The 24,224-nt window shown below is 71.3% G+C and carries 22 protein-coding genes and 1 pseudogene; 15 read left to right on the forward strand and 8 right to left on the reverse strand.

Features of this window, described 5'->3' with window-relative positions; all coding sequences use genetic code 11:
* Positions 1-742: 742 nt before the first annotated feature.
* Positions 743-2,482, reverse strand: a complete 1,740-nt coding sequence (locus ACFY2Z_RS25570) for a dolichyl-phosphate-mannose--protein mannosyltransferase (RefSeq protein ID WP_390746437.1) — start codon at positions 2,480-2,482, stop codon at positions 743-745.
* A gap of 62 nt (positions 2,483-2,544) precedes the next feature.
* Between ACFY2Z_RS25570 and rsmI the strand changes: the two genes are divergently transcribed.
* The 9 genes and pseudogenes from rsmI (at position 2,545) to ACFY2Z_RS25615 (ending at position 13,369) form a co-directional block, all read left to right on the forward strand.
* Positions 2,545-3,402, forward strand: coding sequence for a 16S rRNA (cytidine(1402)-2'-O)-methyltransferase (gene rsmI / locus ACFY2Z_RS25575; RefSeq protein ID WP_390746438.1), 858 nt, complete (start codon positions 2,545-2,547; stop codon positions 3,400-3,402).
* Between the two features lie 581 nt (positions 3,403-3,983).
* Positions 3,984-4,439, forward strand: coding sequence for a hypothetical protein (locus ACFY2Z_RS25580; protein WP_390746439.1), 456 nt, complete (start codon positions 3,984-3,986; stop codon positions 4,437-4,439).
* Between the two features lie 53 nt (positions 4,440-4,492).
* Positions 4,493-5,404 carry a TatD family hydrolase gene (locus tag ACFY2Z_RS25585; RefSeq protein WP_390746440.1) on the forward strand — a complete coding sequence of 304 codons (912 nt, stop codon included), beginning with the start codon at positions 4,493-4,495 and terminating at the stop codon, positions 5,402-5,404.
* 233 nt (positions 5,405-5,637) lie between these two features.
* Positions 5,638-6,951, forward strand: a complete 1,314-nt coding sequence (locus ACFY2Z_RS25590) for a ubiquitin-like domain-containing protein (RefSeq protein ID WP_390746547.1) — start codon at positions 5,638-5,640, stop codon at positions 6,949-6,951.
* A 70-nt stretch (positions 6,952-7,021) separates the two neighbouring features.
* Positions 7,022-7,948 carry a 16S rRNA (adenine(1518)-N(6)/adenine(1519)-N(6))-dimethyltransferase RsmA gene (rsmA, locus tag ACFY2Z_RS25595; RefSeq protein ID WP_390746441.1) on the forward strand — a complete coding sequence of 309 codons (927 nt, stop codon included), beginning with the start codon at positions 7,022-7,024 and terminating at the stop codon, positions 7,946-7,948.
* Positions 7,949-8,845, forward strand: coding sequence for a 4-(cytidine 5'-diphospho)-2-C-methyl-D-erythritol kinase (locus ACFY2Z_RS25600; protein WP_390746442.1), 897 nt, complete (start codon positions 7,949-7,951; stop codon positions 8,843-8,845).
* A gap of 205 nt (positions 8,846-9,050) precedes the next feature.
* Positions 9,051-10,378 (forward strand): annotated as a pseudogene (locus ACFY2Z_RS25605) (acyltransferase).
* 182 nt (positions 10,379-10,560) lie between these two features.
* Positions 10,561-12,366 carry an ABC-F family ATP-binding cassette domain-containing protein gene (locus ACFY2Z_RS25610; protein ID WP_390746443.1) on the forward strand — a complete coding sequence of 602 codons (1,806 nt, stop codon included), beginning with the start codon at positions 10,561-10,563 and terminating at the stop codon, positions 12,364-12,366.
* A 295-nt stretch (positions 12,367-12,661) separates the two neighbouring features.
* Positions 12,662-13,369: a LuxR C-terminal-related transcriptional regulator gene (locus ACFY2Z_RS25615; protein WP_311697596.1), complete on the forward strand. Its 708-nt coding sequence runs from the start codon at positions 12,662-12,664 to the stop codon at positions 13,367-13,369.
* A gap of 67 nt (positions 13,370-13,436) precedes the next feature.
* Here the strand turns inward: ACFY2Z_RS25615 and ACFY2Z_RS25620 are convergent, their stop codons facing one another.
* Positions 13,437-13,745, reverse strand: coding sequence for a hypothetical protein (locus ACFY2Z_RS25620; protein ID WP_390746444.1), 309 nt, complete (start codon positions 13,743-13,745; stop codon positions 13,437-13,439).
* Between the two features lie 21 nt (positions 13,746-13,766).
* On the reverse strand, positions 13,767-15,467 hold the full coding sequence (locus ACFY2Z_RS25625) for a sodium:solute symporter family protein (RefSeq protein WP_390746445.1): 1,701 nt from the start codon (positions 15,465-15,467) through the stop codon (positions 13,767-13,769).
* A 201-nt stretch (positions 15,468-15,668) separates the two neighbouring features.
* Here ACFY2Z_RS25625 and galT point away from each other — a divergent pair, with 201 nt between their 5' ends.
* From galT to galK, 3 genes are read left to right on the forward strand one after another with little or no spacing between them, the layout of a single operon-like run.
* The gene (gene galT / locus ACFY2Z_RS25630) at positions 15,669-16,730 is read left to right on the forward strand and encodes a galactose-1-phosphate uridylyltransferase (protein WP_390746446.1); all 1,062 of its coding nucleotides are present in this window, start codon (positions 15,669-15,671) and stop codon (positions 16,728-16,730) included.
* A complete protein-coding gene (galE, locus tag ACFY2Z_RS25635; protein WP_390746447.1) occupies positions 16,727-17,695 on the forward strand; it encodes a UDP-glucose 4-epimerase GalE in 969 nt (322 codons plus the stop codon). Before galT ends, galE begins: the two co-directional genes overlap by 4 nt.
* On the forward strand, positions 17,696-18,850 hold the full coding sequence (gene galK, locus ACFY2Z_RS25640; RefSeq protein ID WP_390746448.1) for a galactokinase: 1,155 nt from the start codon (positions 17,696-17,698) through the stop codon (positions 18,848-18,850).
* Here galK and ACFY2Z_RS25645 read toward each other — a convergent pair.
* Positions 18,780-19,286, reverse strand: a complete 507-nt coding sequence (locus tag ACFY2Z_RS25645; protein ID WP_390746548.1) for a GNAT family N-acetyltransferase — start codon at positions 19,284-19,286, stop codon at positions 18,780-18,782. The genes galK and ACFY2Z_RS25645 overlap by 71 nt on opposite strands.
* Positions 19,287-19,536: 250 nt before the next feature.
* Here ACFY2Z_RS25645 and ACFY2Z_RS25650 point away from each other — a divergent pair, with 250 nt between their 5' ends.
* On the forward strand, positions 19,537-20,304 hold the full coding sequence (locus ACFY2Z_RS25650) for a LuxR C-terminal-related transcriptional regulator (RefSeq protein ID WP_390746449.1): 768 nt from the start codon (positions 19,537-19,539) through the stop codon (positions 20,302-20,304).
* Here ACFY2Z_RS25650 and tamR read toward each other — a convergent pair.
* Positions 20,263-20,760, reverse strand: coding sequence for a MarR family transcriptional regulator TamR (gene tamR / locus ACFY2Z_RS25655; protein ID WP_390746450.1), 498 nt, complete (start codon positions 20,758-20,760; stop codon positions 20,263-20,265). The two genes, ACFY2Z_RS25650 and tamR, sit on opposite strands and share 42 nt — an antisense overlap.
* 162 nt (positions 20,761-20,922) lie before the next feature.
* On the opposite strand from tamR, the gene ACFY2Z_RS25660 reads away from it, so the two are divergent.
* Together ACFY2Z_RS25660 and ACFY2Z_RS25665 are read left to right on the forward strand one after the other, a co-directional pair.
* On the forward strand, positions 20,923-21,732 hold the full coding sequence (locus tag ACFY2Z_RS25660) for a trans-aconitate 2-methyltransferase (RefSeq protein ID WP_390746451.1): 810 nt from the start codon (positions 20,923-20,925) through the stop codon (positions 21,730-21,732).
* 3 nt (positions 21,733-21,735) lie between these two features.
* Entirely contained in the window at positions 21,736-22,107 is a 372-nt protein-coding gene (locus ACFY2Z_RS25665) for a VOC family protein (RefSeq protein WP_390746452.1), read from the forward strand.
* Here the strand turns inward: ACFY2Z_RS25665 and ACFY2Z_RS25670 are convergent.
* The 3 genes from ACFY2Z_RS25670 to ACFY2Z_RS25680 form a co-directional block, all read right to left on the reverse strand.
* Positions 22,094-22,252, reverse strand: coding sequence for a hypothetical protein (locus ACFY2Z_RS25670; protein ID WP_390746453.1), 159 nt, complete (start codon positions 22,250-22,252; stop codon positions 22,094-22,096). The two genes, ACFY2Z_RS25665 and ACFY2Z_RS25670, sit on opposite strands and share 14 nt — an antisense overlap.
* A 289-nt stretch (positions 22,253-22,541) precedes the next feature.
* On the reverse strand, positions 22,542-23,216 hold the full coding sequence (locus ACFY2Z_RS25675; RefSeq protein ID WP_355917165.1) for a TetR/AcrR family transcriptional regulator: 675 nt from the start codon (positions 23,214-23,216) through the stop codon (positions 22,542-22,544).
* Entirely contained in the window at positions 23,213-24,223 is a 1,011-nt protein-coding gene (locus ACFY2Z_RS25680) for an acyl-CoA desaturase (protein WP_390746454.1), read from the reverse strand. The genes ACFY2Z_RS25675 and ACFY2Z_RS25680 overlap by 4 nt, the downstream gene beginning before the upstream one ends.
* Position 24,224: the final 1 nt, after the last annotated feature.

Raw genomic sequence — 24,224 nt, forward strand, 5'->3', positions numbered from 1 at the left:
AGGTCTGGGTCAAGCCGCACACCGTCTGCACCAAGTAGCGGCACTCCGCCGCTCCGCATGGGCCTCCATGTGCAGACAGCAGACCTGCACATGGAGGCCTGTGTATGTGCAGGCGTCACGCCCACGCCCGAAGGCCCCGGTGGGTGACTTACATCACTTTGGCGAGAATGCACGTGATTCGCCGCGTGACCATGGTTGGAGGCATCCTCGGCGATACGCCAACAGCAGCAGACAACCACGCCCGACTGAGACCACCGACAGTTCGAGGATCAGGCTCGGTCGCTCCTGGTCACGGCCTGAAAAGCGGACGGTCGGCGGAACAGGAGCAGACCCTCAGGTTGCTCTGTGGTCATCCTCCGGCCGACACGGGCCGAACGGTGCGACCGAAGGTACTTTCAGAGCAGGGCAGGGCCCATCTGGCCGTGCGAGTCCGGCCGGTCTTGAAAACCGTCCTCCTACCATTTCGCGCCGGACGGCACACGGCCTGGGACGGCCCGCAACTCAATCGCTTGGGGCGGGGACATCTCGGGCCCCCAGGTGTCCCCCGATGGAGCCACGAACGAGAAAGGGGCCTGCTCAGGCCGAACGGGGCCAGCCCGCTGAAATCTGCCGTGTCGCCGGAACCGGGCCGTCTCCGGGCCGTCTCCGCGCCGTCCGAGGGTGGCCATCGGCGACCGTTGACGACCAACAACGACCACGAGGGCGCGGCCGGCCGCCGCGCCCTCGTCGTGTGTCCGTCCAGCTAGATCCAGGTGTCCAGCCACATCCGCGACCGCCACTGGTCGATCGGGACGGCCGTGCCCGTGTAGATGGGCCAGAAGTAGATGAAGTTCCAGGCGATCAGCAGGACCAGGACGCCCGCACCCGCCGCTCCCACCACCCGGCGGCGTTCGTCCGCGCCGGGCGGGCCGACGAGGGCGCCGACCATCATCGCCACCGCCAGGCACAGGAACGGCAGGAAGACGACCGCGTAGAAGAAGAAGATCGTGCGCTCCTGGTACAGGAACCAGGGCAGGTATCCGGCCGCGATGCCGCAGGCGATCGCGCCCGCCCGCCAGTCCCGGCGGAACGCCCAGCGCCACAGGACGTACAGGATCGCGAAGCAGGCCGCCCACCACAGCAGCGGGGTGCCGAGCGCGAGGACCTCGCGGGCGCACTTCTGGCCCGCGTCCGCGGGGCAGCCGGACTGGCCGGGGGAGGGGGACTCGTAGAAGTACGAGACCGGGCGGCCCAGGACGATCCAGCTCCACGGGTTCGACTGGTAGGTGTGCGGGGACGACAGATGGACGTGGAAGAGATAGACCTCGTGCTCGTAGTGCCACAGGCTGCGCAGCCAGTCGGGCAGGAAGGTCCAGTTGCCGCCCTTGCCGTCCGTGGCGGCCCAGTTGCGGAAGTAGCCGCCCGTGCCGTCGGCCGGGGAGAGGATCCAGCCGATCCAGGAGGCCAGGTACACGGCCAGAGCCACCGGGACCGTCGCCAGGAAGGTGATGCCCGTGTCGCGCTTGAGGGCGGTCCGGTACGGGTGAGGGGCGCCCGCGACCCGGCGCGCGCCCACGTCCCACAGCACCGCCATCACACAGAAGGCCGCCAGGATGTAGAGGCCGTTCCACTTGGTGCCGATGGCCAGTCCGAGCATCAGGCCCGCCGCCCAGCGCCACGGCCGCCATCCCAGACGGGTGCTCTCGGCGGTGTGCGCGTCGGGACGTACCCGCCCGTCGGCGTCCGCGGGGAGCGCGGCCGCCAGTCTCGCCCGGGCCCGGTCGCGGTCGACGAGCAGACAGCCGAAGGCCGCGAGGACGAAGAACTCCAGGACACCGTCGAGGAGCGAGGTGCGGCTCATCACGAACTGCAGCCCGTCCACCGCCATCAGCGCGCCGGCCAGGCAGCCGAGGAAGGTCGAGCGGAACAGACGCCGGCCGATGCGGCACAGCAGCAGCACCGCGAGCGTGCCGAGCAGCGCCGTCATGAAGCGCCAGCCGAACGGATTGAACCCGAAGATCAGCTCGCCGAGGCCGATGACGTACTTGCCGACCGGCGGATGCACCACGTACGCGGGGTCCGTGGGGATCGGCACATGGCCGCTGTGCTGCAGGATCAGGTCGTTGGCGTCCTTGGCCCAGTTGGCCTCGTACCCGTTGTGGATCAGCGCCCAGGCGTCCTTGGCGTAGTACGTCTCGTCGAATATCACCGCCCGGGGGATGCCCAGGTTCCAGAACCGCATCAGCCCGGCCAGGAGCGTCACGATCAGCGGCCCGCCCCACGCGGACCAGCGCGTGATGCGGTCGGCGACCCCCTGGGGCAGACCGAGAGCCGCCCAGATGCGCGGGCTGGGCTCGCTGTAGGGCGGCACCAGCCGGTCGCGGACGTCGCTTCTCGGGGGCGCGGCGTAGCCGAACCGGCGCAGCCGTTGCTGCCACGTCGGCCGCTCGTCTGCGGTGGCCTTGGCCTGCCGGGTGTCCGTGGAGGACGCGGTACTGGTCACCGCGCCATCGTAGGGAACACGTCTGTGTGAGTCCCGTGCATGGCGCCTGCGAGGATGGAAACGTGACAGTAACGCCCGGAATTCTGGTCCTCGCCGGCACTCCCATCGGGGACATCGCGGACGCGCCGCCCCGGCTCGCCGAGGAACTGGCCACCGCCGATGTGATCGCGGCCGAGGACACCCGCCGACTGCGCCGACTCACCCAGGCGCTGGGGGTGCAGCCCGCCGGACGCGTCGTGTCCTACTTCGAGGGCAACGAGTCCGCCCGTACCCCGGAGCTGGTTGAGGCGCTTGCGGGCGGGGCGCGGGTGCTGCTCGTCACCGACGCGGGGATGCCCTCGGTGTCCGACCCCGGCTACCGGCTGGTCGCCGCAGCCGTGGAGAAGGACGTCCGGGTGACCGCAGTGCCGGGTCCGTCCGCCGTCCTCACGGCGCTGGCGCTGTCCGGGCTGCCGGTGGACCGCTTCTGCTTCGAGGGGTTCCTGCCGCGCAAGGCGGGCGAGCGGCTGTCGCGGCTGCGCGAGGTGGCCGGCGAGCGGCGCACCCTCGTCTACTTCGAGGCCCCGCACCGGCTGGACGCGACCCTCGCCGCCATGGCCGAGGCGTTCGGGCCCGAGCGGCGGGCCGCCGTCTGCCGTGAGCTGACCAAGACGTACGAGGAGGTCAAGCGCGGTCCGCTGGGCGAGCTGGCCGAGTGGGCCGCGGAGGGCGTCCGGGGCGAGATCACCGTGGTGGTGGAGGGGGCCGGCGAGCCGGCCGCCGGGGAACTGGACGCCGCGGAACTGGTGCGCAGGGTCCGGGTGCGGGAGGAGGCGGGGGAGCGCCGCAAGGAGGCGATCGCGGCGGTGGCCGCGGAGGCGGGCCTGCCGAAACGGGAGGTCTTCGACGCGGTGGTCGCCGCGAAGAACGCGAACGCCTAGGCGGCGGGCGTGGCGTAGGGCCCGGGCGGTTGGGCGGTGGGCGTGGCGGGGGCACCGGGCGGTTGGGTGGCGGGCGTGGCGTAGGGCCCGGGCGGTTGGGTGGCGGGTGCGGCGTGGGGCCCGGGCGGTTGGGTGGCGGGCGTGGCGGGGGCACCGAGCGGTTGGGTGGCGGGCGTGGCGGAGGCACCGAGCGGGGGTGGCGGGTGCGGCGGAGGCACCGAGCGGGGGTGGCGGGTGCGGCGTAGGGCCCGGGCGGTTGGGTGGCGGCCACCGTGCGTCCGAACGGTGAGTGGTGCCGCTCACACCCGCTCTGAGCAGCGCTCATCTCCCATGAGCAGGTGACCCATGCGAGAGCAAAGGGCTGTCGTGGAAGGCAAAGCCGTAACGCCGCCATCCGGGTCACTTAGGCAAGCGACTGCCAAATCGCCTCCAACACTCGACAGGCCCCTGTGCCTTCGCGTCGGCGAAGGCGTCCACTGGGGGCAGGGACGTACCCGTCCCTCGCCCATCGTGGGAACCGCGGGATTCAGGGGGAACCCCGCCCCACCCGGGCGCTTGTCCAGCGGACAAGAGGAGCTGGCATGAGTGAGAGCGCAGGGCGGACCGGCCAGGTCGCAGCGGTCGGTGACGTCACCGGGCAGTACGACCGAGGTGCGGCGACCGCCGTCGTCCACGAGTCCTATTCCTTCGCCTGCATGCGCTGCGGGCACGGCTGGGAGCAGTCGTACGAGATAGAGCACCACGTCGACGGCGACGGCAACGAGTTCGTCGTATACGTGGCGGGCGGCCGTGTGGTCCCGTCGCCGCTGAGCCGTCCCGCCTGCCTGAACTGCGACAGCCATGTGGTGCGCATCATGCGTCCCGGTCAGGTGTCCTCCGCGCAGAACTCCCTGCACCGGCACCACCGCCCGGTGTCGGCGGCCGTCGGGAAGGACCTCGACGAGCCGCGGACGGAACCGGCAGAGCCCAAGGAACAGCACCACTGGCATCTGATGGACCTGCTCCACCCGTTGTTCCACCATCGCAAGGCGGGCTGAGCCCCACAGGCGGCCCTTTCCGGGGCGGCATGCCCCTTCCGTAGGATCGAGGCATGCCTTCCCCCGCGTCCGACAAGCACGTGCCGCCGCCGCTCCCCGAGCCCCTCGGCATCTCCGTCGCCGACTCGCACACCCACCTCGACATGCAGTCCGGCACCGTCGAGGAGAGCCTCGCCAAGGCGGCGGCGGTCGGTGTGACGACGGTCGTCCAGGTCGGCTGCGATGTGGGGGGCTCGCGCTGGGCCGCCGAGACGGCCGCCGCCCACGACGCGGTGCACGCGGCGGTGGCCCTGCACCCGAACGAGGCCCCGCGTGTCGTCCACGGCGATCCTGGGGGCACCTCCCAGCCTCCTGGGGCTGGGGGAGGACGGTCCCGGCAGGGCGCACGCGAGCCGGGCGGCGACGCCGCCCTGGACGAGGCGCTCGCCGAGATCGACCGCCTCGCCGCACTGCCGCAGGTCAAGGGCGTCGGCGAGACCGGGCTCGACTACTTCCGCACCGGGCCCGAGGGCAAGGCCGCCCAGGAGCGGTCCTTCCGCGCGCACATCGAGATCGCCAAGCGGCACGGCAAGGCGCTGGTCATCCACGACCGCGACGCCCATGCCGATGTGCTGCGCATCCTCAAGGAGGAGGGCGCGCCGGAGCGGACCGTCTTCCACTGCTACTCGGGCGACGCGGCGATGGCCGAGGTCTGCGCACGCGCCGGGTACTTCATGTCGTTCGCCGGCAATGTGACCTTCAAGAACGCACAGCCGCTGCGCGACGCGCTCGCCGTCGCCCCCCTGGAGCTCGTCCTGGTGGAGACCGACGCGCCCTTCCTGACGCCCGCGCCGTACCGCGGACGGCCCAACGCGCCCTACCTCGTCCCGGTCACCGTCCGGGCGATGGCCGCGGTGCGGGGGATCACGGAGGACGAGCTGGCGGCGGCCCTCGCGGACAACACGGCACGCGCCTTCGGCTACTGACCGTCACCGACCGGGCGGCTGTCGGCCGCCCGGAGTCCTCACCACAACCGCCCGGTGGGCGTGTCGCAACACCGTGTGACGACGTTGCTTTGGAGAGTGACGACCAGCCGCTAGGTTGGGTCGCCCGTTTCGGACCTTCTCTGGAGCGTGTCGTCGTGAGCAACCGGGAGTACCCGCCGTACGGGACGTACGGCACGAGACCGGCGTACGAGGACCACGAGCCGTACGGCCGGATGTACCAGGACACCTACCGGCCCGCGTACGAGCCGCGGGTCGCCGCGGCGCGCGCCGGAGCACCGACGGCACCGCTGCCGCGCCCCCAGGCGGAGACCATAGGACCGCTGCGGAGGCCGGTGGACGCCACAGGACCCCTGCGGCCGGCAGAGGCGCCCCCGCGCCCCGTAGGGCGCACTCAGGCCCGGCACGCGGCGCGGCGCGGAAAGGGCGGCGCGCGCAGTCACCCCGTGCGCCGTCTGCTCCCGCAGGCGCTGGTGGTCGCCTTCCTCGCCGGCGGCACCACCGCGTTCGTCGCCAAGGACAAGGCGATCGACCTGACCGTGGACGGCAGACACCGCACCCTGCACACCTTCGCCGCGGACGTGGGTGAACTGCTCGCCCAGGAGGGCGTGGCGGCCGGGCCGCACGATCTCGTCGTGCCCGCGCCCGGCACCCCGCTCACCAGCGGCGAAGAGGTCGCGGTGCACTACGGCCGCCCGGTGTTCCTCACCCTCGACGGACACCGGAGACAGGTGTGGACGACGGCGCGCACGGTGGACGGCGCGCTCCAGCAGCTCGGGGTGCGCGCCGAGGGCGCGTACGTATCGACTTCGCGCTCCCTGCCCATCCATCGCGAAGGGCTCACACTCGACGTCCGCACCGAGCGCACGGTGACCGTTCTGGCGGACGGACGGCCGCGCACGATCCGCACCAATGCCGCCACCGTTCAGGAGGTAGTCGAGCAGGCCGGGATCACCCTGCGCGGGGAGGACACCACCTCCGTGGCACCGGGAAGCTTCCCGGCCGACGGGCAGACGGTGACCGTGCTGCGGGTGCGGGGATCCCGGGAGGTCCGCGAGGAGCAAATCCCGTTCACCGTACGGCGCACCAAGGATCCGACCCTGCTCCGGGGCACCGTGCTCGTGGCGCGCGCCGGACAGCTCGGCACCCGCCGGGTGACCTACGTGCTGCGCTCGGTCAACGGCGTCCGGCAGCGGCCCCGCCGGATCGAGGTCGAGGTGGTGCAGAAGCCCATGGCCCAGCTGATCCGGGTGGGCACCCGCCCGCGCCCGGAGTCGGTCTCGGGCGCGGAGGGCCTCAACTGGCACGGGCTCGCGTTCTGCGAGTCCCGGGGCCGCCCGAGCGCGGTCGACCCGTCCGGCACGTACGGCGGCCTCTACCAGTTCGACCGGCGCACCTGGCGCAGCCTCGGCGGCGCCGGCCGGCCGCAGGACGCCCCGGCCGAGGAACAGACCTACCGTGCCAAGAAGCTCTACGTGCGCCAGGGATCCAGTCCCTGGCCGCACTGCGGGCCACGGCTGTATCGCTGAGCGGCGGGGCGGATGCGCGGGGCGGGCGGCGCGGACACGGGCGCCCCGCGCCGCCCCGTACCCTTGGTCCGTGAGCAGCTCCACCCCCGACGCCCTGCTGAGCCCCGCCGACGTCCGTGAACTGGCGGCGGCCCTCGGCGTACGCCCCACCAAACAACGAGGCCAGAACTTCGTCATCGACGCCAACACCGTGCGGCGCATCGTGCGCACGGCCGAGGTGCGGCCCGACGACGTGGTGGTGGAGGTGGGACCTGGGCTCGGCTCACTGACGCTGGCGCTGCTGGAGGTCGCCGAGCGGGTCACCGCCGTCGAGATCGACGACGTGCTCGCCGGGGCGCTGCCCGCGACGATCGCCGCCCGGATGCCCGGGCGCGCCGAAAGGTTCGCGCTGGTGCACTCCGACGCGCTGCAGGTGCGGGAGCTGCCGGGCCCCGCGCCCACCGCGCTCGTCGCCAACCTGCCCTACAACGTCGCCGTTCCCGTGCTCCTGCACATGCTCGACATGTTCCCGAGCATCGAGCGGACGCTGGTGATGGTGCAGTCCGAGGTCGCCGACCGGCTGGCCGCCGCGCCGGGCTCCAAGGTGTACGGGGTGCCGTCCGTGAAGGCCAACTGGTACGCCGACGTCAAGCGCGCCGGAGCCATCGGGCGCAATGTCTTCTGGCCCGCCCCGAACGTCGACAGCGGGCTGGTCTCGCTGGTCCGGCGGGCCGAGCCGGTCAAGACCGCCGCGTCCAAGGCGGAGGTGTTCGCGGTGGTCGACGCGGCGTTCGCACAGCGGCGCAAGACGCTGCGGGCGGCGCTCGCCGGCTGGGCGGGGTCGGCCGCGGCGGCGGAGGCCGCGCTCGTCGCCGCCGGTATCTCGCCCCAGGCGCGCGGTGAGTCCCTCACCGTGGAGGACTTCGCGCGCATCGCCGAGGCCGCGGCACCGCGCGCGGCAGAGCAACTGACGGCGGCTGCGCGACGGGCCGCATCCCGCACAGAGGAGTCCGAGTAAGTGAGCGTGACGGTCCGCGTCCCCGCCAAGGTCAACGTCCGGCTCGCGGTCGGTGCCGCCCGCCCCGACGGCTTCCACGACCTGGCCAACGTCTTCCTCGCCGTCGGCCTGTACGACGAGGTCACGGCGACCCCGTCCGCAGAGGGGCTCCGGATCACCTGCTCCGGCCCGGACGCGGGCGAGGTGCCCCTGGACCGGACGAACCTGGCGGCCCGCGCGGCCCTCGCGCTCGCCGAGCGCTACGACCGGGCACCCGATGTGCACCTCCACATCGCCAAGGACATCCCGGTCGCGGGCGGTATGGCGGGCGGCAGCGCCGACGGCGCCGGGGCGCTGGTGGCGTGCGACGCGCTGTGGGGAACGGGGGCCTCTCGCGAGGAACTCCTCGACATCTGCGCCGAGTTGGGCAGCGACGTGCCGTTCAGCCTGGTGGGCGGGGCGGCGCTGGGCACCGGGCGGGGCGAGAAGCTCCAGGTGCTGGAGGTCGGCGGGACGTTCCACTGGGTGTTCGCGATGGCCGGGCGGGGACTGTCGACGCCGGCCGTCTTCCGCGAGTTCGACCGTCTGAACGAGGGCGTACGGATCCCCGAGCCCGTCGCCGCGCAGGAGCTGCTCGACGCGCTGGCGAAGGGCGACGTGGATGCGCTCGCGGCGGCGGTCTCCAACGACCTCCAGCCGGCCGCGCTGTCCCTGTTCCCCGAGCTCGCGGACACGCTGGCCGCCGGGCGCGCGGCGGGGGCGCTCACGGGCCTGGTGTCCGGTTCGGGACCGACGACGGCGTTCCTCGCGAAGGACGCCGTCGCGGCGGCGGAGATCGCTCGGGTCCTGCTGGCCTCGGGCACCTGCCGCTCGGCCCGGGTGGCCCAGGCGCCGGCGCCTGGGGCGACCGTCAGCTGAGGCGATCGCCGTCCGAGGCGGTCGTCGTAGTGGGGCGTCCGAGGCGGTCGTCGTAAGGGGTGGTCGTCCGAGGCGGTCGGCGGGCGACGGGTGCGTGCGCCCCGGCGTGCGCGCGGGCTCGGACGGCGCTTCACGCGGCTACTCAGACGCCGGTTGAGTACGAACGCGCTGCCGGGGCCCCCGGGCGCCGCGCGACCGTACCCCCATGAGACCCAGTGATCTCGCCGCCGCCACTCCGGAGTCCCGTGACCGGTTCGTCGATCTGCTGAGAGCCGGCTCCCTCGGTGTCGTCGTGCTCGGGCACTGGCTGATGGCGGCCGTGTCCGTGGACACCGACGGGCAGGTGCAGGTGGGGAACCTGCTCGCCCTCCAGCCCCGGCTCCAGCCGCTGACCTGGCTGTTCCAGGTCATGCCGGTGTTCTTCTACGTGGGTGGCTTCGCCCACGCCCTGTCCTGCCGTTCCGCCCGGCGCGGGAGCCCCAAGGCCTACTCGGCCTTCCTGCGCGCCCGGCTGCGGCGGCTGCTGCGGCCGACGGTCGTGTTCATCGGGGTGTGGGGCGCCGCCGCCCTCGTGCTCCAACTGACCGGGGCGCGCGGCGGATTGCTCGACATCGCGCTGCGGCTCGTGGCGCAGCCGCTGTGGTTCGTCGGGATCTACCTCGCGATGGTCGCCTTCACGCCGCCGCTGCTCCGGCTCCACGAACGCCGGGGGTGGGGCGTGTTCGGCGGGCTCGTCGCCGCCGCCGCGGCCGTCGACGTGCTCCGCCTCGGCCTGGGCGTCCCCTACGTCGAGTTCCTCAACTTCGCCTTCGTCTGGCTCGCGATCCACCAGCTCGGATTCCTGCGCGCGGACGGCAGACTCCGCCGGCCGTACCTCCTCGCCGGCGCCGGACTCGCGGCGGCCGCGCTGCTTGTCGCGTACGGGCCCTATCCGCTGTCCATGGTCGGCATGCCCGGCGAGAGGATCTCCAACATGGCGCCGCCCACCCTCGCGCTGCTGTGCCACGGACTGTGGCTGGTCGGGGCGGTGGAACTGCTGCGCCCCCCGTCACACGATGGCTGCGGCGCCCGCGGGTGTGGCGCGCGGTCGTCATGGCGGGCGGCGTCTCCATGACCGCCTTCCTGTGGCATCTGACGGCGATGCTCGGCGTCTACGGGGCGCTGCTGGCGGCGGGTGTCCGTATGCCGGAGCCCGGCTCGGGTGCGTGGTGGATACAGGTACCCTTGCGGCTCACGGCCGCCGCGACGCTCACCGCGGTCCTGGTGGCCGCCTTCCGTACCTTCGAAAAACCCTCGGGCGTAAGGGAGTCCAGTGCGCCGCGCGCCTGGGCGGGACCCGCTGCCGCGCTCGGTGTCACCTTGTCCTTGTTCGGGGTGCTGGGCCTGTCGATGGTCGGCTTCGGAGGACTCCTCGAAGGCCGTACGGCGCTGCTGATAGCCGTTCCTGTGACCGCTCCCGCGGCCGTGGCGATGACCCTCGCGGGGTGGCTGCTGGTGGAACGGGCGGGGCGGGACCGGGGCGCCACTGCCTGACGGGGCCAGGGCTCAGAGCTCGTCGACAGCGGTCAGGTCGATGTCGATGTCGTACGGCCTGTCGACCTAGCGGCCGTCTTCGGATCACGTCACCACAAAGAGTGACGACCCCCTCGCGCGTCGCCACCGCCCCCGGAGGCCCTACGCTTGAAGGCTGACCGACCCCCGTGCGCAGGAGTGAAATGGCCGTCAACCTGGTCAATGTCGAGAACGTCAGCAAGGTGTACGGCACCCGTGCCCTGCTCGACGGTGTCTCGCTCGGCGTGTCCGAAGGCGACCGGATCGGGGTCGTCGGACGCAACGGCGACGGCAAGACCACCCTGATCCGGATGCTCGCCAAGCTGGAGGAGGCCGACTCCGGACGCGTCACCCACTCCGGCGGGCTGCGCCTCGGTGTGCTCACCCAGCACGACTCCCTCGACCCCGCCGCCACCGTCCGGCACGAGGTCATCCGGGACATGGCCGACCACGAGTGGGCGGGCAACGCCAAGATCCGGGACGTGCTCACGGGTCTGTTCGGCGGACTCGACCTGCCCGGGTTCCCTCAGGGCCTCGACACCGTCATCGCCCCGCTGTCCGGTGGCGAGCGGCGCCGTATCGCGCTGGCCAAGCTGCTCATCGAGGAGCAGGACCTGATCGTCCTCGACGAGCCCACCAACCACCTCGACGTCGAGGGCATCTCCTGGCTCGCCCAGCATCTGCGTGAGCGCCGCTCCGCGCTCGTGTGCGTCACTCACGACCGGTGGTTCCTCGACCAGGTCTGCACCCGGATGTGGGACGTGCAGCGCGGCACCGTCCACGAGTACGAGGGCGGCTACTCCGACTACGTCTTCGCCCGTGCCGAGCGTGAGCGCATCGCCGCCACGGAGGAGGCCAAACGGCAGAACCTGGTCCGCAAGGAGCTGGCCTGGCTGCGGCGCGGCGCGCCCGCCCGCACCTCCAAGCCCCGCTTCCGCGTCGAGGCCGCCAACGAGCTGATCAAGGACGTGCCGCCGCCCCGGGACAGCAGCGAACTGATGAAGTTCGCCTCCTCCCGGCTCGGGAAGACCGTCTTCGACCTCGAGGACGTCACGGTGCAGGCCGGACCCAAGGTGCTGATGAAGCACATCACCTGGCAGCTCGGTCCCGGCGACCGGATCGGCCTGGTCGGGGTGAACGGTGCCGGCAAGACCTCCCTGCTGCGGGCGCTGGCCGACGCCGCGCGCAGCGAGGGCGAGCAGCAGCCCGCCGGCGGCCGGGTCGTCGTGGGCCGAACGGTCAAGCTCGCCTATCTGTCGCAGGAGGTCGCCGAACTCGACCCGAGCCGGCGGGTCCTGGAGGCCGTGCAGCAGGTGCGGGAGCGGGTCGACCTCGGCAAGGGGCGCGAGATGACCGCGGGGCAGCTGTGCGAGACCTTCGGCTTCACCAAGGAAAAGCAGTGGACGCCCGTCGGCGACCTGTCCGGTGGTGAGCGGCGACGCCTCCAGCTGCTGCGTCTCCTCATGGACGAGCCGAACGTCCTTTTCCTCGACGAGCCCACCAACGACCTCGACATCGAGACCCTCACCCAGCTCGAGGACCTGCTCGACGGCTGGCCCGGCTCGATGATCGTGATCTCCCACGACCGGTTCTTCGTCGAGCGCACCACCGACCGGGTCTACGCCCTTCTCGGCGACGCCACGCTGCGGATGCTGCCGCGCGGCATCGACGAGTACCTGGAGCGGCGGCACCGCATGGAGGAAGCGGCCGCCGCGGCCGTGACCCCGGCGCCCGTGGCCGCGAAGACCGCCGTCTCCGCCGCCGACGCCCGGGCCGCAAAGAAGGAACTGCAGCGGATCGAGCGGCAGCTGGACAAGATCTCCGAGCGGGAGACCAAGCTCCACGAGCAGATCGCCGAGTCCGCCACGGACTTCGAGAAGGTGGCCAAGCTGGACGCCGAACTACGGGAACTCGCCGGCGAGCGGGAGGAGCTGGAGCTGCGCTGGCTCGAACTCGCCGAGGACGCCTGAGCGTTCCCGCGGTCCGACCGGCGCGCCCGCTTCGGCGTGAAGGAGCACACCGGCGCGCGTGAGAAGGGTCTCGCTCCAGTTCAGGAGCGGGACCCGGCACGTACCCCTCATCAGGCGCGAATGCGTTGGATTTCGGCAATCCGGGGCGCTTCTCACCGGTAAGGGAAGCGCAACGTCGAACAAGCGTGTAGCTTCCGGGGACATGGAGGGCGGGGGATGCGCCGGTGGGCCTCTGTCCGAGCGGGCCAGTGGGCATCCATAGTGGGCATCCATGGGGGGACTGGGGGGTTGCTCGATGGGAGTGCGGCTCATGGTGGTCGACGACCACCGGCTGCTCGCCGAGGCACTGGCCTCGGCGCTGAAGCTGCGGGGGCACCGGGTGCTCGCCGCGGCGGCACCCGCCGCGGGCGCGGCGGAACTGGTGATCACCAGGGCACCCGAGGTGTGCCTGCTGGGTACGGCGGCACCCGCCGAGCCGGGGGTCTTCGACCCGGTGGTGCGCATCAAGCGGGAGCGCCCGCAGGTGGCGGTGCTGGTCCTCGGGCCGGTGCCGAACCCGCGGGGCATCGCGGCCGCGTTCGCCGCGGGCGCCGCGGGCTACGTACGTCACGACGAGCGCATCGAGGGCGTCGAGCGGGCCATCATGAAGGCGCGGGCGGGTGAGGCGGCCGTGGCGCCGCAGCTGTTGCAGGGCGCGTTCAGCGAACTGCTCAACCCGGCGGCGCAGCCGGACGACGAGGGCCAGCGGCTGCTGCAGATGCTCACTCCGCGCGAGGTGGAGGTGCTGGTGCGGGTCGCGGACGGCGAGGACACCCGGCTGATCGCGGCGGGGATGGGGATAGCCCCGTCGACGGCCCGGACCCATGTCCAGCGGGTCCTGATGAAGCTGGGCGTCGGCTCCCGGCTGGAGGCGGCGGCCCTCGCGGCGAGGACCGGCCTGCTGGACCGGGCGGGCCCACCACCGCCCGCCCCACCGGGGACGGGTCCGGGGACTCCTCGGTAGCCGTCGCGCAGACCTCCCGGCGAACGGGAACCGGCCGGGGCCCGGGGTCGGGCCCCGGCCGTCCGGATCACTCGGACGTGTTGTCCTCCGTCAGCGGCGGGGCCGGCGGGGCAGTCGGCCGCAGCTTGAGCCAGGCCAGGAAGAACAGGCCCAGCAGCAGCATGCCCAGGCCCGTCCACAGATTGATGTTGACGCCCTCGGCCTTGGCGATCTCGGCGTCGGAGGCCGTGAAGCCCGCGATCATGACGATGACGCCGTAGATCACGAACAGGCCGCCGATGATGCGGCGCAGGTCGAAGATGCGGGCCGCGGTCGCGGACTTGCCCTCCAGCTCGGTGACTTGGCGCTGGACGTCGTGCTCGGGGTACTCGGACATGGTCTTTCCATCCTCCCGCGGTCAGATCGAGAACGGGATGTAGCAGGCGGCGGCGATGACGACCGCGCCCCAGCCCAGCAGGGCCGGCTTGCGGTACCAGGCGTCGTCGCCCTCGGCGGGCGGCTCGGCGAGGCCGGGGGACCGGGTGCCGTACACGAGGCCCCGCAGGCTCTCCTCCGGCTTGGGCGAGGTGAACAGCGACACCACCACCATGACCACCGCACCGGCCACGAAGCCGGCGATCGCGGAGACGAAGTTGGCGCCCTGGTCGGTGGGGATGCCGATGATGCCGTGCTTGTAGACGACGAAGTAGTTCACCATCGCGGTCACCGTGCCGGCGAGCAGGCCCCAGAAGCCGGACTTCGCGGACGCGCGCTTCCAGAACATGCCGACGATGAACACCACGAACATCGGCACGTTGAAGAAGGAGAACAGCGTCTGCAGATAGCTCATGATGTTCGAGAACGACGACGCCAGGAACGCCGTGCCCACCGACGCCAGCACGCCGACGGCCGTGATGAGGCGGCCGAACCGCACGTAGTACGTGTCCTCACGGTCCTTGACCACGTACTTCGCCCAGATGTCGTTGGTGAAGACGGTGTTGAAGGACGAGACGTTGGCCGCCATGCCTGCCATGAAGGCGGCGAGCAGTCCGGTCACCGCGATGCCGAGCACGCCGTTGGGCAGCAGCTCCTGCATCAGGTACGGGATGGCGTCGTTGTACTGCAGGCCGGAGCCGGGGGTGCCGATCTTGGGGACCAGGGCGGCGGCGACCAGGCCCGGGATCATCACCAGGAACACGATGAAGATCTTCGGGAACGCGGCGATCAGCGGGGTGCGCTGGGCGGCGGAGAGATTCTTCGCGGACAGGGCGCGCTGCACCTCGGCGAAGTTGGTCGTCCAGTAGCCGAAGGACAGCACGAAGCCGAGGCCGAGGACGATCGTCAGCCAGTTCGCGCCGAGCGGGTTGGCGTGGCCGATGCCGGTACCGCCCCACGCGGTGACGAAGTCGTGGCCGTGGGTCGCGCTGAGCTTGTCGGTCAGTCCGCCCCAGCCGCCGACCTTCTTCAGGCCGAGCACGGTGAGGGGGATGAGGGCCGCGAGGATCACGAAGAACTGCAGCACCTCGTTGTAGATCGCGGACGACAGACCGCCGAGGGTGATGTAGGCGAGGACGAAGAAGCCCGCGACCACGATCGCCACCCACTGCGGCCAGCCGAGCAGCGCCTGGACGACGATCGCGAGCGCGTAGAGGTTCACGCCGGCGATCAGGATGGCGGCGAAGGCGAACAGGGCGGAACTGAGCAGGTGGGCCCACTTGTCGAAGCGGAGCAGCAGGAACTCGGGGACCGAGCGGACCTTCGAGCCGTAGTAGAAGGGCATCATCACCAGGCCCAGGAACACCATGGCCGGGATGGCACCGATCCAGTACCAGTGCACGGTGTAGGCGCCGTACTGGGCGCTGTTGGCGGCCATGCCGAGGATCTCGGTGGCGGCCAGGTTCGCCGAGATGAACGCGAGACCCGTGATCCAGGCGGGCAGGGACCGCCCGGAGAGGAAGAAGTCGAGGCTGGTCTTCACGGAGCGGCGCGCGGCGAGGCCGATGCCCAGGACGACGGCGAAGTAGATCCCGAGGATCGCGTAGTCGAGGCCGTTGGTCGGGAGTCGTAGGCCGGCTGCCAGAAGTGTGGGGCCGACGGCCGGATATGTGGGGGTCTGCATGATGACTCGCTTCGTTGCGTGAACCAATCAGTGCGGAACCTACGCCTCGACGTTCGATATTTGAACACTTTTGATGATGCTCTTTGTTGGATTGTGATGTTGACTGGCGTGGTCGGTTGTGATTTGTTGTGTTGGGTTATGTTTGAAGGGCGGATCCGAGTGGATGAGGCGCCCGGCCGCGCAGCAGAAAGGCAAGGTGTCGTGAAGAAGACCCCGACCCGGCTGGCCGACGGTCGTGAACTCATCTACTACGACCTGCGCGACGACGCCGTCCGGGACGCGGTCGACCGCCGGCCGCTGGAGCGGACCGTCACCACCTCCGAGATCCGCCGGGACGCGCTGCTCGGCGACTCGGTCGCCGTCGCCTCGCACCGCCAGGGCCGCACGTACCTCCCGCCCGCCGACGAGTGCCCCCTGTGCCCCTCCCGCGAGGGCCGGCTCAGCGAGATCCCGGACTCTTCCTACGACGTCGTCGTCTTCGAGAACCGCTTCCCCTCGCTCGCCGGCGACTCCGGACGCTGCGAGGTCGTCTGCTTCACCTCGGACCACAACGCGTCCTTCGCCGATCTCACCGAGGAGCAGGCGCGCCTGGTCCTGGACGCCTGGACCGACCGCACCGGGGAGCTGTCCCATCTGTCCTCCGTCGAGCAGGTCTTCTGCTTCGAGAACCGCGGCCGGGAGATCGGCGTCACTCTCGGCCACCCGCACGGGCAGATCTACGCCTACCCCTTCACCACCCCGCGTACCGCCCTCATGCTCCGCTCGCTCGCCGACCACAAGAAGGCCACCGGCGGCGAGAACCTCTTCGACACCGTCCTGGAGCGCGAGCTGGCCGGCGAGCGGGTCGTCCTCACGGGTGAACACTGGGTCGCGTTCGTTCCCTACGCCGCGCACTGGCCGTACGAGGTCCACCTCTACCCCCGGCGCCGCGTCCCGGACCTGCTCGCCCTGGAGGAGGCCGCCCGCACAGAGTTCCCCAAGGTCTATCTGGAACTCTTGGCGCGCTTCGACCGGATTTTCGGGGAGAGTGAGAGTCCGACGCCGTACATCGCCGCCTGGCACCAGGCGCCGTTCGGCGCCCTGACGGAGTTCGACGGCGTCACCCGTGACGACTTCGCGCTCCACCTCGAGCTTTTCACCATCCGCCGCACTTCCGGCAAGCTGAAGTTCCTCGCAGGTTCTGAGTCCGGCATGAATGTGTTCATCAACGACGTGCCGCCGGAAGCTGCGGCCCAGCGACTGCGAGAGGTAGCGAGTTCATGAGTGGGAAGTACCTGGTGACCGGCGGTGCGGGCTACGTGGGCAGCGTGGTCGCGCAGCACCTGCTGGAGGCGGGGCACGAGGTCGTCGTCCTCGACAACCTCTCCACCGGCTTCCGCGAGGGTGTGCCGGCGGGTGCCTCCCTCATCGAGGGCGACATCCGCGACGCCGCCAAGTGGCTGGACCCCACCTTCGACGCGGTCCTGCACTTCGCCGCGTTCTCGCAGGTCGGCGAGTCGGTCGTGAAGCCCGAGAAGTACTGGGACAACAACGTCGGCGGCACGATGGCGCTGCTCGGCGCGATGCGCGAGACGGGCGTGCGCAAGCTGGTCTTCTCCTCCACGGCGGCGACCTACGGCGAGCCCGAGCAGGTGCCGATCGTCGAGACCGTGCCGACGCGGCCCACCAACCCCTACGGCGCCTCGAAGCTCGCCGTCGACCACATGATCAGCGGTGAGGCGGCCGCGCACGGCCTGGCCGCGGTCTCCCTGCGCTACTTCAACGTCGCGGGCGCCTACGGCAGCTGCGGCGAGCGCCACGACCCGGAGTCCCACCTGATCCCGCTCGTCCTCCAGGTCGCGCAGGGCAGGCGGGAGGCCATCTCGGTCTTCGGCGACGACTACCCGACGCCGGACGGCACCTGCGTCCGCGACTACATCCATGTCGCGGACCTCGCCGAGGCCCATCTGCTCGCCGTGGACGCCGCCACGCCCGGGGAGCACCTGATCTGCAACCTCGGCAACGGCAACGGCTTCTCGGTGCGCGAGGTCATCGAGACCGTGCGCCGGGTCACCGGGCACCCGATCCCCGAGGTGGTGGCCCCGCGCCGGGGCGGCGACCCGGCGGTTCTCGTCGCCTCCGCGGCCACGGCCCGCGAGCGGCTCGGCTGGAACCCGTCCCGCGCGGACCTCGGGGGCATCGTCGCGGACGCCTGGGAGTTCGCGCAGAACATCTCCAGGGAGCAGTAGATGGGCGTACGCGAGGCCTTCACGGAACTGTACGGAACGGCTCCCGAAGGGGTCTGGTCGGCACCGGGCCGGGTCAACCTGATCGGCGAGTACACGGACTTCAACGAGGGGTTCGTGATGCCGTTCGCCCTGCCGCACACCGCCGTCGCGGCGGTCTCCCGCCGCACCGACGGCATACTGCGGCTGCACTCGGCGGACATCGACGGCCCGATCGTCGAACTGCACGTCGACGAGCTCCAGCCGCTGACGAACGCCAGCTGGGCCGCCTACCCGGCGGGTGTCGTCTGGGTGCTGCGAGAGGCGGGGCACCCGGTCACCGGCGCCGATCTCCATCTGTCCTCGACGGTGCCGACGGGCGCGGGCCTGTCCTCGTCGGCGGCGCTGGAGGTGGTCACCGCCCTCGCGTTGAACGACCTGTTCGGGCTCGGCCTGACCCGCCCCGAGCTGGCCAGGCTCGCCCAGCGCGCCGAGAACGACTTCGTGGGTGTGCCGTGCGGTGTCATGGACCAGATGGCGTCGGCGTGCAGCACCGAGGGCCATGCCCTGCACCTCGACTGCCGGGACCTGTCCATCCGGCAGATCCCCTTCGACCTCGCCGCGCAGGGACTCGCGCTGCTCGTCGTCGACACCCGCGTGAAGCACGCGCTGGGCGACGGGGCGTACGCCGAGCGGCGCGAAGGGTGCGAGGAGGGCGCACGGCAGCTCGGGGTCTCGCATCTGCGGGATGTCGCCTACGAGGACCTTCAGGCCGCGCTCGGGCGCCTGTCGGACGAGCGGGTGCGCCGCTATGTGCGCCATGTCGTCTCCGACGACCACCGGGTCGACCGGGTCGTCGCCCTGCTGGACGCGGGCGACGTCCGGGCCATCGGGCCGGTGCTGACGGAGGGTCATGTCTCCCTGCGGGACGACCTGCGGATCTCCTGCCCGGAGCTGGACCTGGTGGTGGACACCGCGAACGCCTCCGGTGCGCTGGGCGCCCGGATGACGGGCGGCGGCTTCGGCGGATCGGCGGTCGTCCTGACGGAGGCCGCCGAGGCGGACACGGTCACCAAGGCGATCGAGGAGGCGTTCGCCGCCGCCGGCTTCACGGCGCCCCGGGTGTTCCCGGCGGTGCCGTCGGCGGGGGCGCACCGGGTCGGCCGAAGCGCTTCGTAAGGGTGTACTCCGTGATCCCCGGCGGATAGTCGGGGATCACGCACACCACGTCGTAGCCCTGCTTCTTGTAGAACTCCGGGGCCTGGAAGTCCCAGGTCTCCAGGCGCGCGGCGGTGCAGCCGCGCTCCTCGCGCGCCATGCGCTCCGCCTCGGCGAGCAGCCGTGAGCCGAGCCCCGCGCCGCGACGGCGGCCGTCCACCCACAGGTAGTCCACGTGCAGCCAGGCCGTCCAGGTGTGGCCGGCCAGTCCGCCCGCCAGCTCCCCCGCCGCGTCCAACGCCCAGACCTGGAGCGGGACTTCACGTTCCGCGGGCGTACCACGCAGCGCGCGCAGCACCGGTGAGGCCGCGGTGTTCGTCTCCATCAGCCGTGTACGGAGCAGATCGCGCCGCTCCTTGTCGACTTCTGTCTCGATACGAAACATGCGGCACACCATAAACGCCCTGGCCAACCAGTTCTGCAAATTTCCTTCCGCTCCAGGCCGACGGCCCTACCCTGTGAACAGCGCCGGTGGGGGCCGGTGCTCATCAGGGGGCGAAACAGTCGGGTACGACGCCCGGGGTGGGGGTAACAGTTCCAGCACGGCGGCGGCCGTGCGGCTGCGGCGCCCCGTCCCAGGCGGACAACCGGGGAACATTCCGGGCGCCGTGCCCGCGCCGGACGTCCCCCGAGCAGTGGGGGTTTCAGTGGTGCGCATCCGAGTCCTGGTCGTCGACGACCATCGCATCTTCGCCGAGTCGCTGGCGGCCGCCCTGGCGGCCGAGCCCGATGTCGACGTGTCCGCCGCCGGCAGTGGTCCGGCCGCCCTGCGCTGCCTGGACCGGGCGGCCGCGGAGGGCCGCAGATTCGATGTGATGCTGGTCGACGCGGACCTCGGCGGCAACCTTCCGGGATCGCGCCCGGCGGTCCCCGTCCAGGAGGCCAACGAGGACGGGCTCGTCGACGGCATCTCCCTGGTCATCGGCGTGCGTTCAGCGCAGCCGGGGGTGCGGACCGTCGTCCTCGCCGAGAAGGACGACCCGCGCCGGGCGGCCCTCGCCCTGCAGGCGGGCGCCTCCGGCTGGGTCGCCAAGGACTGTTCGCTGTCCCGGCTGCTCACCGTCATCCGGGGTGTGCTGCGCGACGAGACGCACCTTCCGCCCGCCCTGCTCACGGGCGTCCTGCGCGAGCTGACCGCGGCCCGCAAGCACCGCACCGAGAGCGAGCGGCTGGTGGAGTCGCTGACCCCCCGGGAGCGGGAGGTGCTGCGCTGCATGGTCGCCGGACTGGGCCGCAAGGCCGTCGCCGAGCGGCTGTTCCTCTCCCCGCACACCGTCCGTACCCATATGCAGAACGTGCTGGGGAAGTTGGGCGTCCACTCCACCCTCGCCGCCGTCGCCCTCGCCCGCCGCGCCGGGGTCGGGCCGGTCGACCTAACCGGGGATGTTGTCGAACGGGGCGGTCAGCTGGCGTAGCAGCGCGGCCAGTTCACCGCGCTGGGCCGAACTCAGTTCCGACAGGATCGCGCGCTCCTGGTCGAGCAGACCGGCGAGCGCCTGGTCCGCCCGGTCCCGGCCCTCGTCGGTGAGGCGCACCAGCACCCCACGACGGTCGCTGGGATCGGGCAACCGCTCGACCAGGCCCTTCTTCGCCAGGCGGTCGATGCGGTTGGTCATCGTGCCCGAGGTGACCAGCGTCTGGGTCAGCAACTGGCCGGGGGAGAGCTGATAAGGGCTGCCGGCCCGGCGAAGCGCCGTGAGAACGTCGAACTCCCAGGGCTCCAGACTGTGCTCGGAGAACGCCAGCCGACGCGCACGGTCGAGGTGCCGGGCCAGCCTGCTCACCCGGCTGAGGACCTCGAGCGGTTCCACGTCGAGGTCCGGGCGCTCCCGGCGCCACGCCGCGACCAGCCGATCGACCTCGTCCTCCATGACGATCAGTGTAGTGGTTGTGTCGACATGAAGTCTCTTGATGTGGAGTCTCTTGACGTCGAGATAGTTGGGGTACAAGGATGACCCTGGTACGGAGGCGTCGTCAAACGGGGGCGACGCCTCCGTACGAGGACGTCGAGCCGTTCACCAGGAGGCCCCGCCATGTCCACCGCGCCCCTCTGGGACCCCGCCCAGTACCTGCGCCACGCCGGCCACCGTGCCCGCCCCTTCGTCGACCTGCTCGCCCGCGTCCCCGACCCGAGCGGCCAGAACCCGCCCCGCATCGCCGACCTCGGCTGCGGCCCCGGTAATGTCACCGTCCTGCTCGCGGACCGCTGGCCCACCGCGCACATCACCGGCTACGACAACTCGTCCGAGATGCTCGATCAGGCCCACACCCACCACGAGGGTCCCACCGCGGGTGGCGGCCGCCTCGACTTCGCCCACGCCGACGCCCGCACCTGGACGCCCCCGGAGTCGTACGACCTGATCATCAGCAACGCCACCCTGCAATGGGTGCCCGACCACGCCGGGCGCTTCGCCGACTGGGTGGCCGCACTCGAGCCGGGCGGCACCTTCGCCTTCCAGGTGCCCGGGAACTTCGACTCCCCCAGCCACCAGCTCCTGCGGGAGATCGCCCACTGCGCCCGCTGGAAGGACCGCCTCGCCCACACCCTGCGCCACGACGACGCCGTGCTCACGCCCCACGCCTACCTGGAGCACCTCACCGGCCTCGGCTGCGAGACGGACGTCTGGGAGACGACGTACCTGCATCTGCTTCAGGGCGAGGACCCGGTCCTGGACTGGGTGAAGGGCACCGGACTGCGGCCGGTCCTCACCGAGCTCGGCGACGAGGCGGAGGAGTTCCTCGCCGACTACCGCACGGCCCTGCGCGAGGCGTACCCGCCCACGGCCCACGGGACGGTGTTCCCGTTCCGCCGTATCTTCGCCGTCGCCACGAAGGGGGCCTGAGCGATGCTGGCCGCCGTCGACCACGTCCAGCTCGCTGCGCCGCCCGGCTCCGAGGACCGGCTGCGCGGCTACTACGCCGACGTCCTCGGCATGACGGAGATCCCCAAGCCGCCGGCGCTCGCCGCGCGCGGCGGCTGCTGGTTCCAGGCGGGGGCCGTCCAACTGCACCTGGGCATCGAGGAGGACTTCCGGCCCGCACGGAAGGCGCACCCGGGCCTGCGGGTCACGGGAATCGAGGCCTACGCCGCCCGGCTCGCCGCGCGGGGAGCGGCGGTGACCTGGGACGACAACCTGCCGGGCCACCGGCGCTTCTACTCGGAGGATCCGGTGGGGAACCGGCTGGAGTTCCTTCAGCCGGTGGCTACAGACGCCTGAGAGCGTCCAGCGTGATGTCGATGTCGACGGCGAACGGCACGGAGAGCTCGAGCTCGTCGTGGTGGATGCCGGTGACGGCGTACGTCTGTGTCGCCGGATCGAGTTCGTAGGTCCGGACCACCGGGTGTTGATTCCCCTCGGCCATCTCGACCAGCCAGAAGTGCGGGATTCCGGCGGCCGCACACTTCAGGGGCTTGGTGCCGCGGTCGCGGGCCCCGGAATCAGGGGACCAGGCTCCCGTCGATCAACTCGGTGTGGGCGGGAGGTCGGGCAGCGTGAGCAGGTCGTCCACCGTGTAGCCCTCGGGCGGCGGCGGGCGAGCGGGTACCGGGCTGTTCGGCGGGCTCGGGGGTGGGCTCGGCGATCGGCTCGGCAGTCATGGTCATTCCACCGAAGAGAGTCATCACAACGGGTGACCGTGCGGCGGGAGCCCCTCAGCTCTTGCGGTGACCGATCAGCCGCGGCTTCGGCTCCAGACCGTCCAGACCGTGCCACGCCAGGTTCACCAGATGCGCCGCGACCTCGGCCTTCTTCGGCCGGCGCACATCCAGCCACCACTGGCCCGTCAGCGCGACCATGCCGACCAGTGCCTGCGCGTACAGCGGGGCCAGCTTCGGGTCGAAGCCGCGGCTCTTGAACTCGCGGCCCAGGATGTCCTCCACCTGCGTGGCGATGTCCGAGATGAGGGACGCGAAGGAACCCGTCGACTGCGGGATCGGCGAGTCGCGGACCAGGATGCGGAACCCGTCCGTGTACTCCTCGATGTAGTCCAGCAGCGCGAAGGCCGCCTGTTCGCACAGCTCACGCGGATGCCCGGCGGTCAGCGAACTCGTCACCATGTCCAGCAGGCGCCGCATCTCGCGGTCCACCACCACCGCGTACAGGCCCTCCTTGCCGCCGAAGTGCTCGTAGACCACCGGCTTGGAGACCCCGGCCTTCGCCGCGATCTCCTCCACCGACGTGCCCTCGAACCCCTTCGCGGCGAACAGCGTGCGACCGATCTCCAGCAGCTGCTGGCGGCGCTCCGCCCCGGTCATCCGGGTGCGTCGGGTGCGCCTCGGCTTGTCGGTGCTGGGAGTACTGGAGTCGGTCGCCACATCGTCAATCATGCCGTGCCGGCGTTCGCCTTCCCGCGCCGGGAGCCGTCCCCGTCGGTGCTGCGGCGGGAATCGATACGTGAGCGTGACGGCCAGCGCACGTCGTACGCCCAGCCCAGCTGCTCGAACCAGCGGATGATCCGGGCCGAGGAGTCCAGCTGCCCCCGCTCCACCCCGTGCCGCGCCGACGTCGGGTCCGCGTGGTGCAGGTTGTGCCAGGACTCACCGCACGACAGGACCGCCAGCCACCACACGTTCCCCGAACGGTCCCGCGACTTGAACGGGCGCTTGCCCACCGCGTGACAGATCGAGTTGATCGACCAGGTCACATGGTGCAGCAACGCCACCCGGACGAGGGACCCCCAGAAGAAGGCGGTGAAGGCGCCCCACCAGGACATCGTGACCAGGCCGCCGATCAGCGGCGGCAGCCCCAGCGACGCGGCCGTCCACAGCACGAACTGGCGGGACACCGCCCGCAGGGCCGGGTCCTTGATCAGGTCCGGCGCGTACTTGTCCTGCGGCGTCTGCTCCTCGTCGAACATCCAGCCGATATGGGCCCACCACAGGCCCTTCAGCAGGGCGGGCACCGTCTCCCCGTAGCGCCACGGGGAGTGCGGATCGCCCTCCGCGTCCGAGAACCTGTGGTGCTTGCGGTGATCGGCGACCCACCGCACCAGCGGCCCCTCCACGGCCATCGACCCCGCGATCGCCAGAGCGATCTTCAGCGGCCGCTTCGCCTTGAACGAGCTGTGCGTGAAGTGCCGGTGGAAACCGATCGTGATGCCGTGACAGCCCAGGTAGTAGAAGAAGACCAGCAGGCCCAGATCGAGCCAGCTCAGGCCCCATCCCCAGGCCAGCGGCACCGCAGCCACGAGCGCCAGGAACGGGACGGTGATGAACAGCAGCAGAGTGATCTGTTCGATCGAGCCCTTCTGCTCGCCGCCCAGCGTCGCCGAGGGCAGCGAAGTGTCGTCGTTCGCCTGCGGGGCGTCTTCCATCACATCGGAGCTTGTGGTCATG

The sequence above is a fragment of the Streptomyces sp. NPDC001222 genome (genome assembly GCF_042896945.1).
In the GTDB taxonomy this organism is placed as follows: Bacteria; Actinomycetota; Actinomycetes; order Streptomycetales; family Streptomycetaceae; genus Streptomyces; species Streptomyces gibsoniae.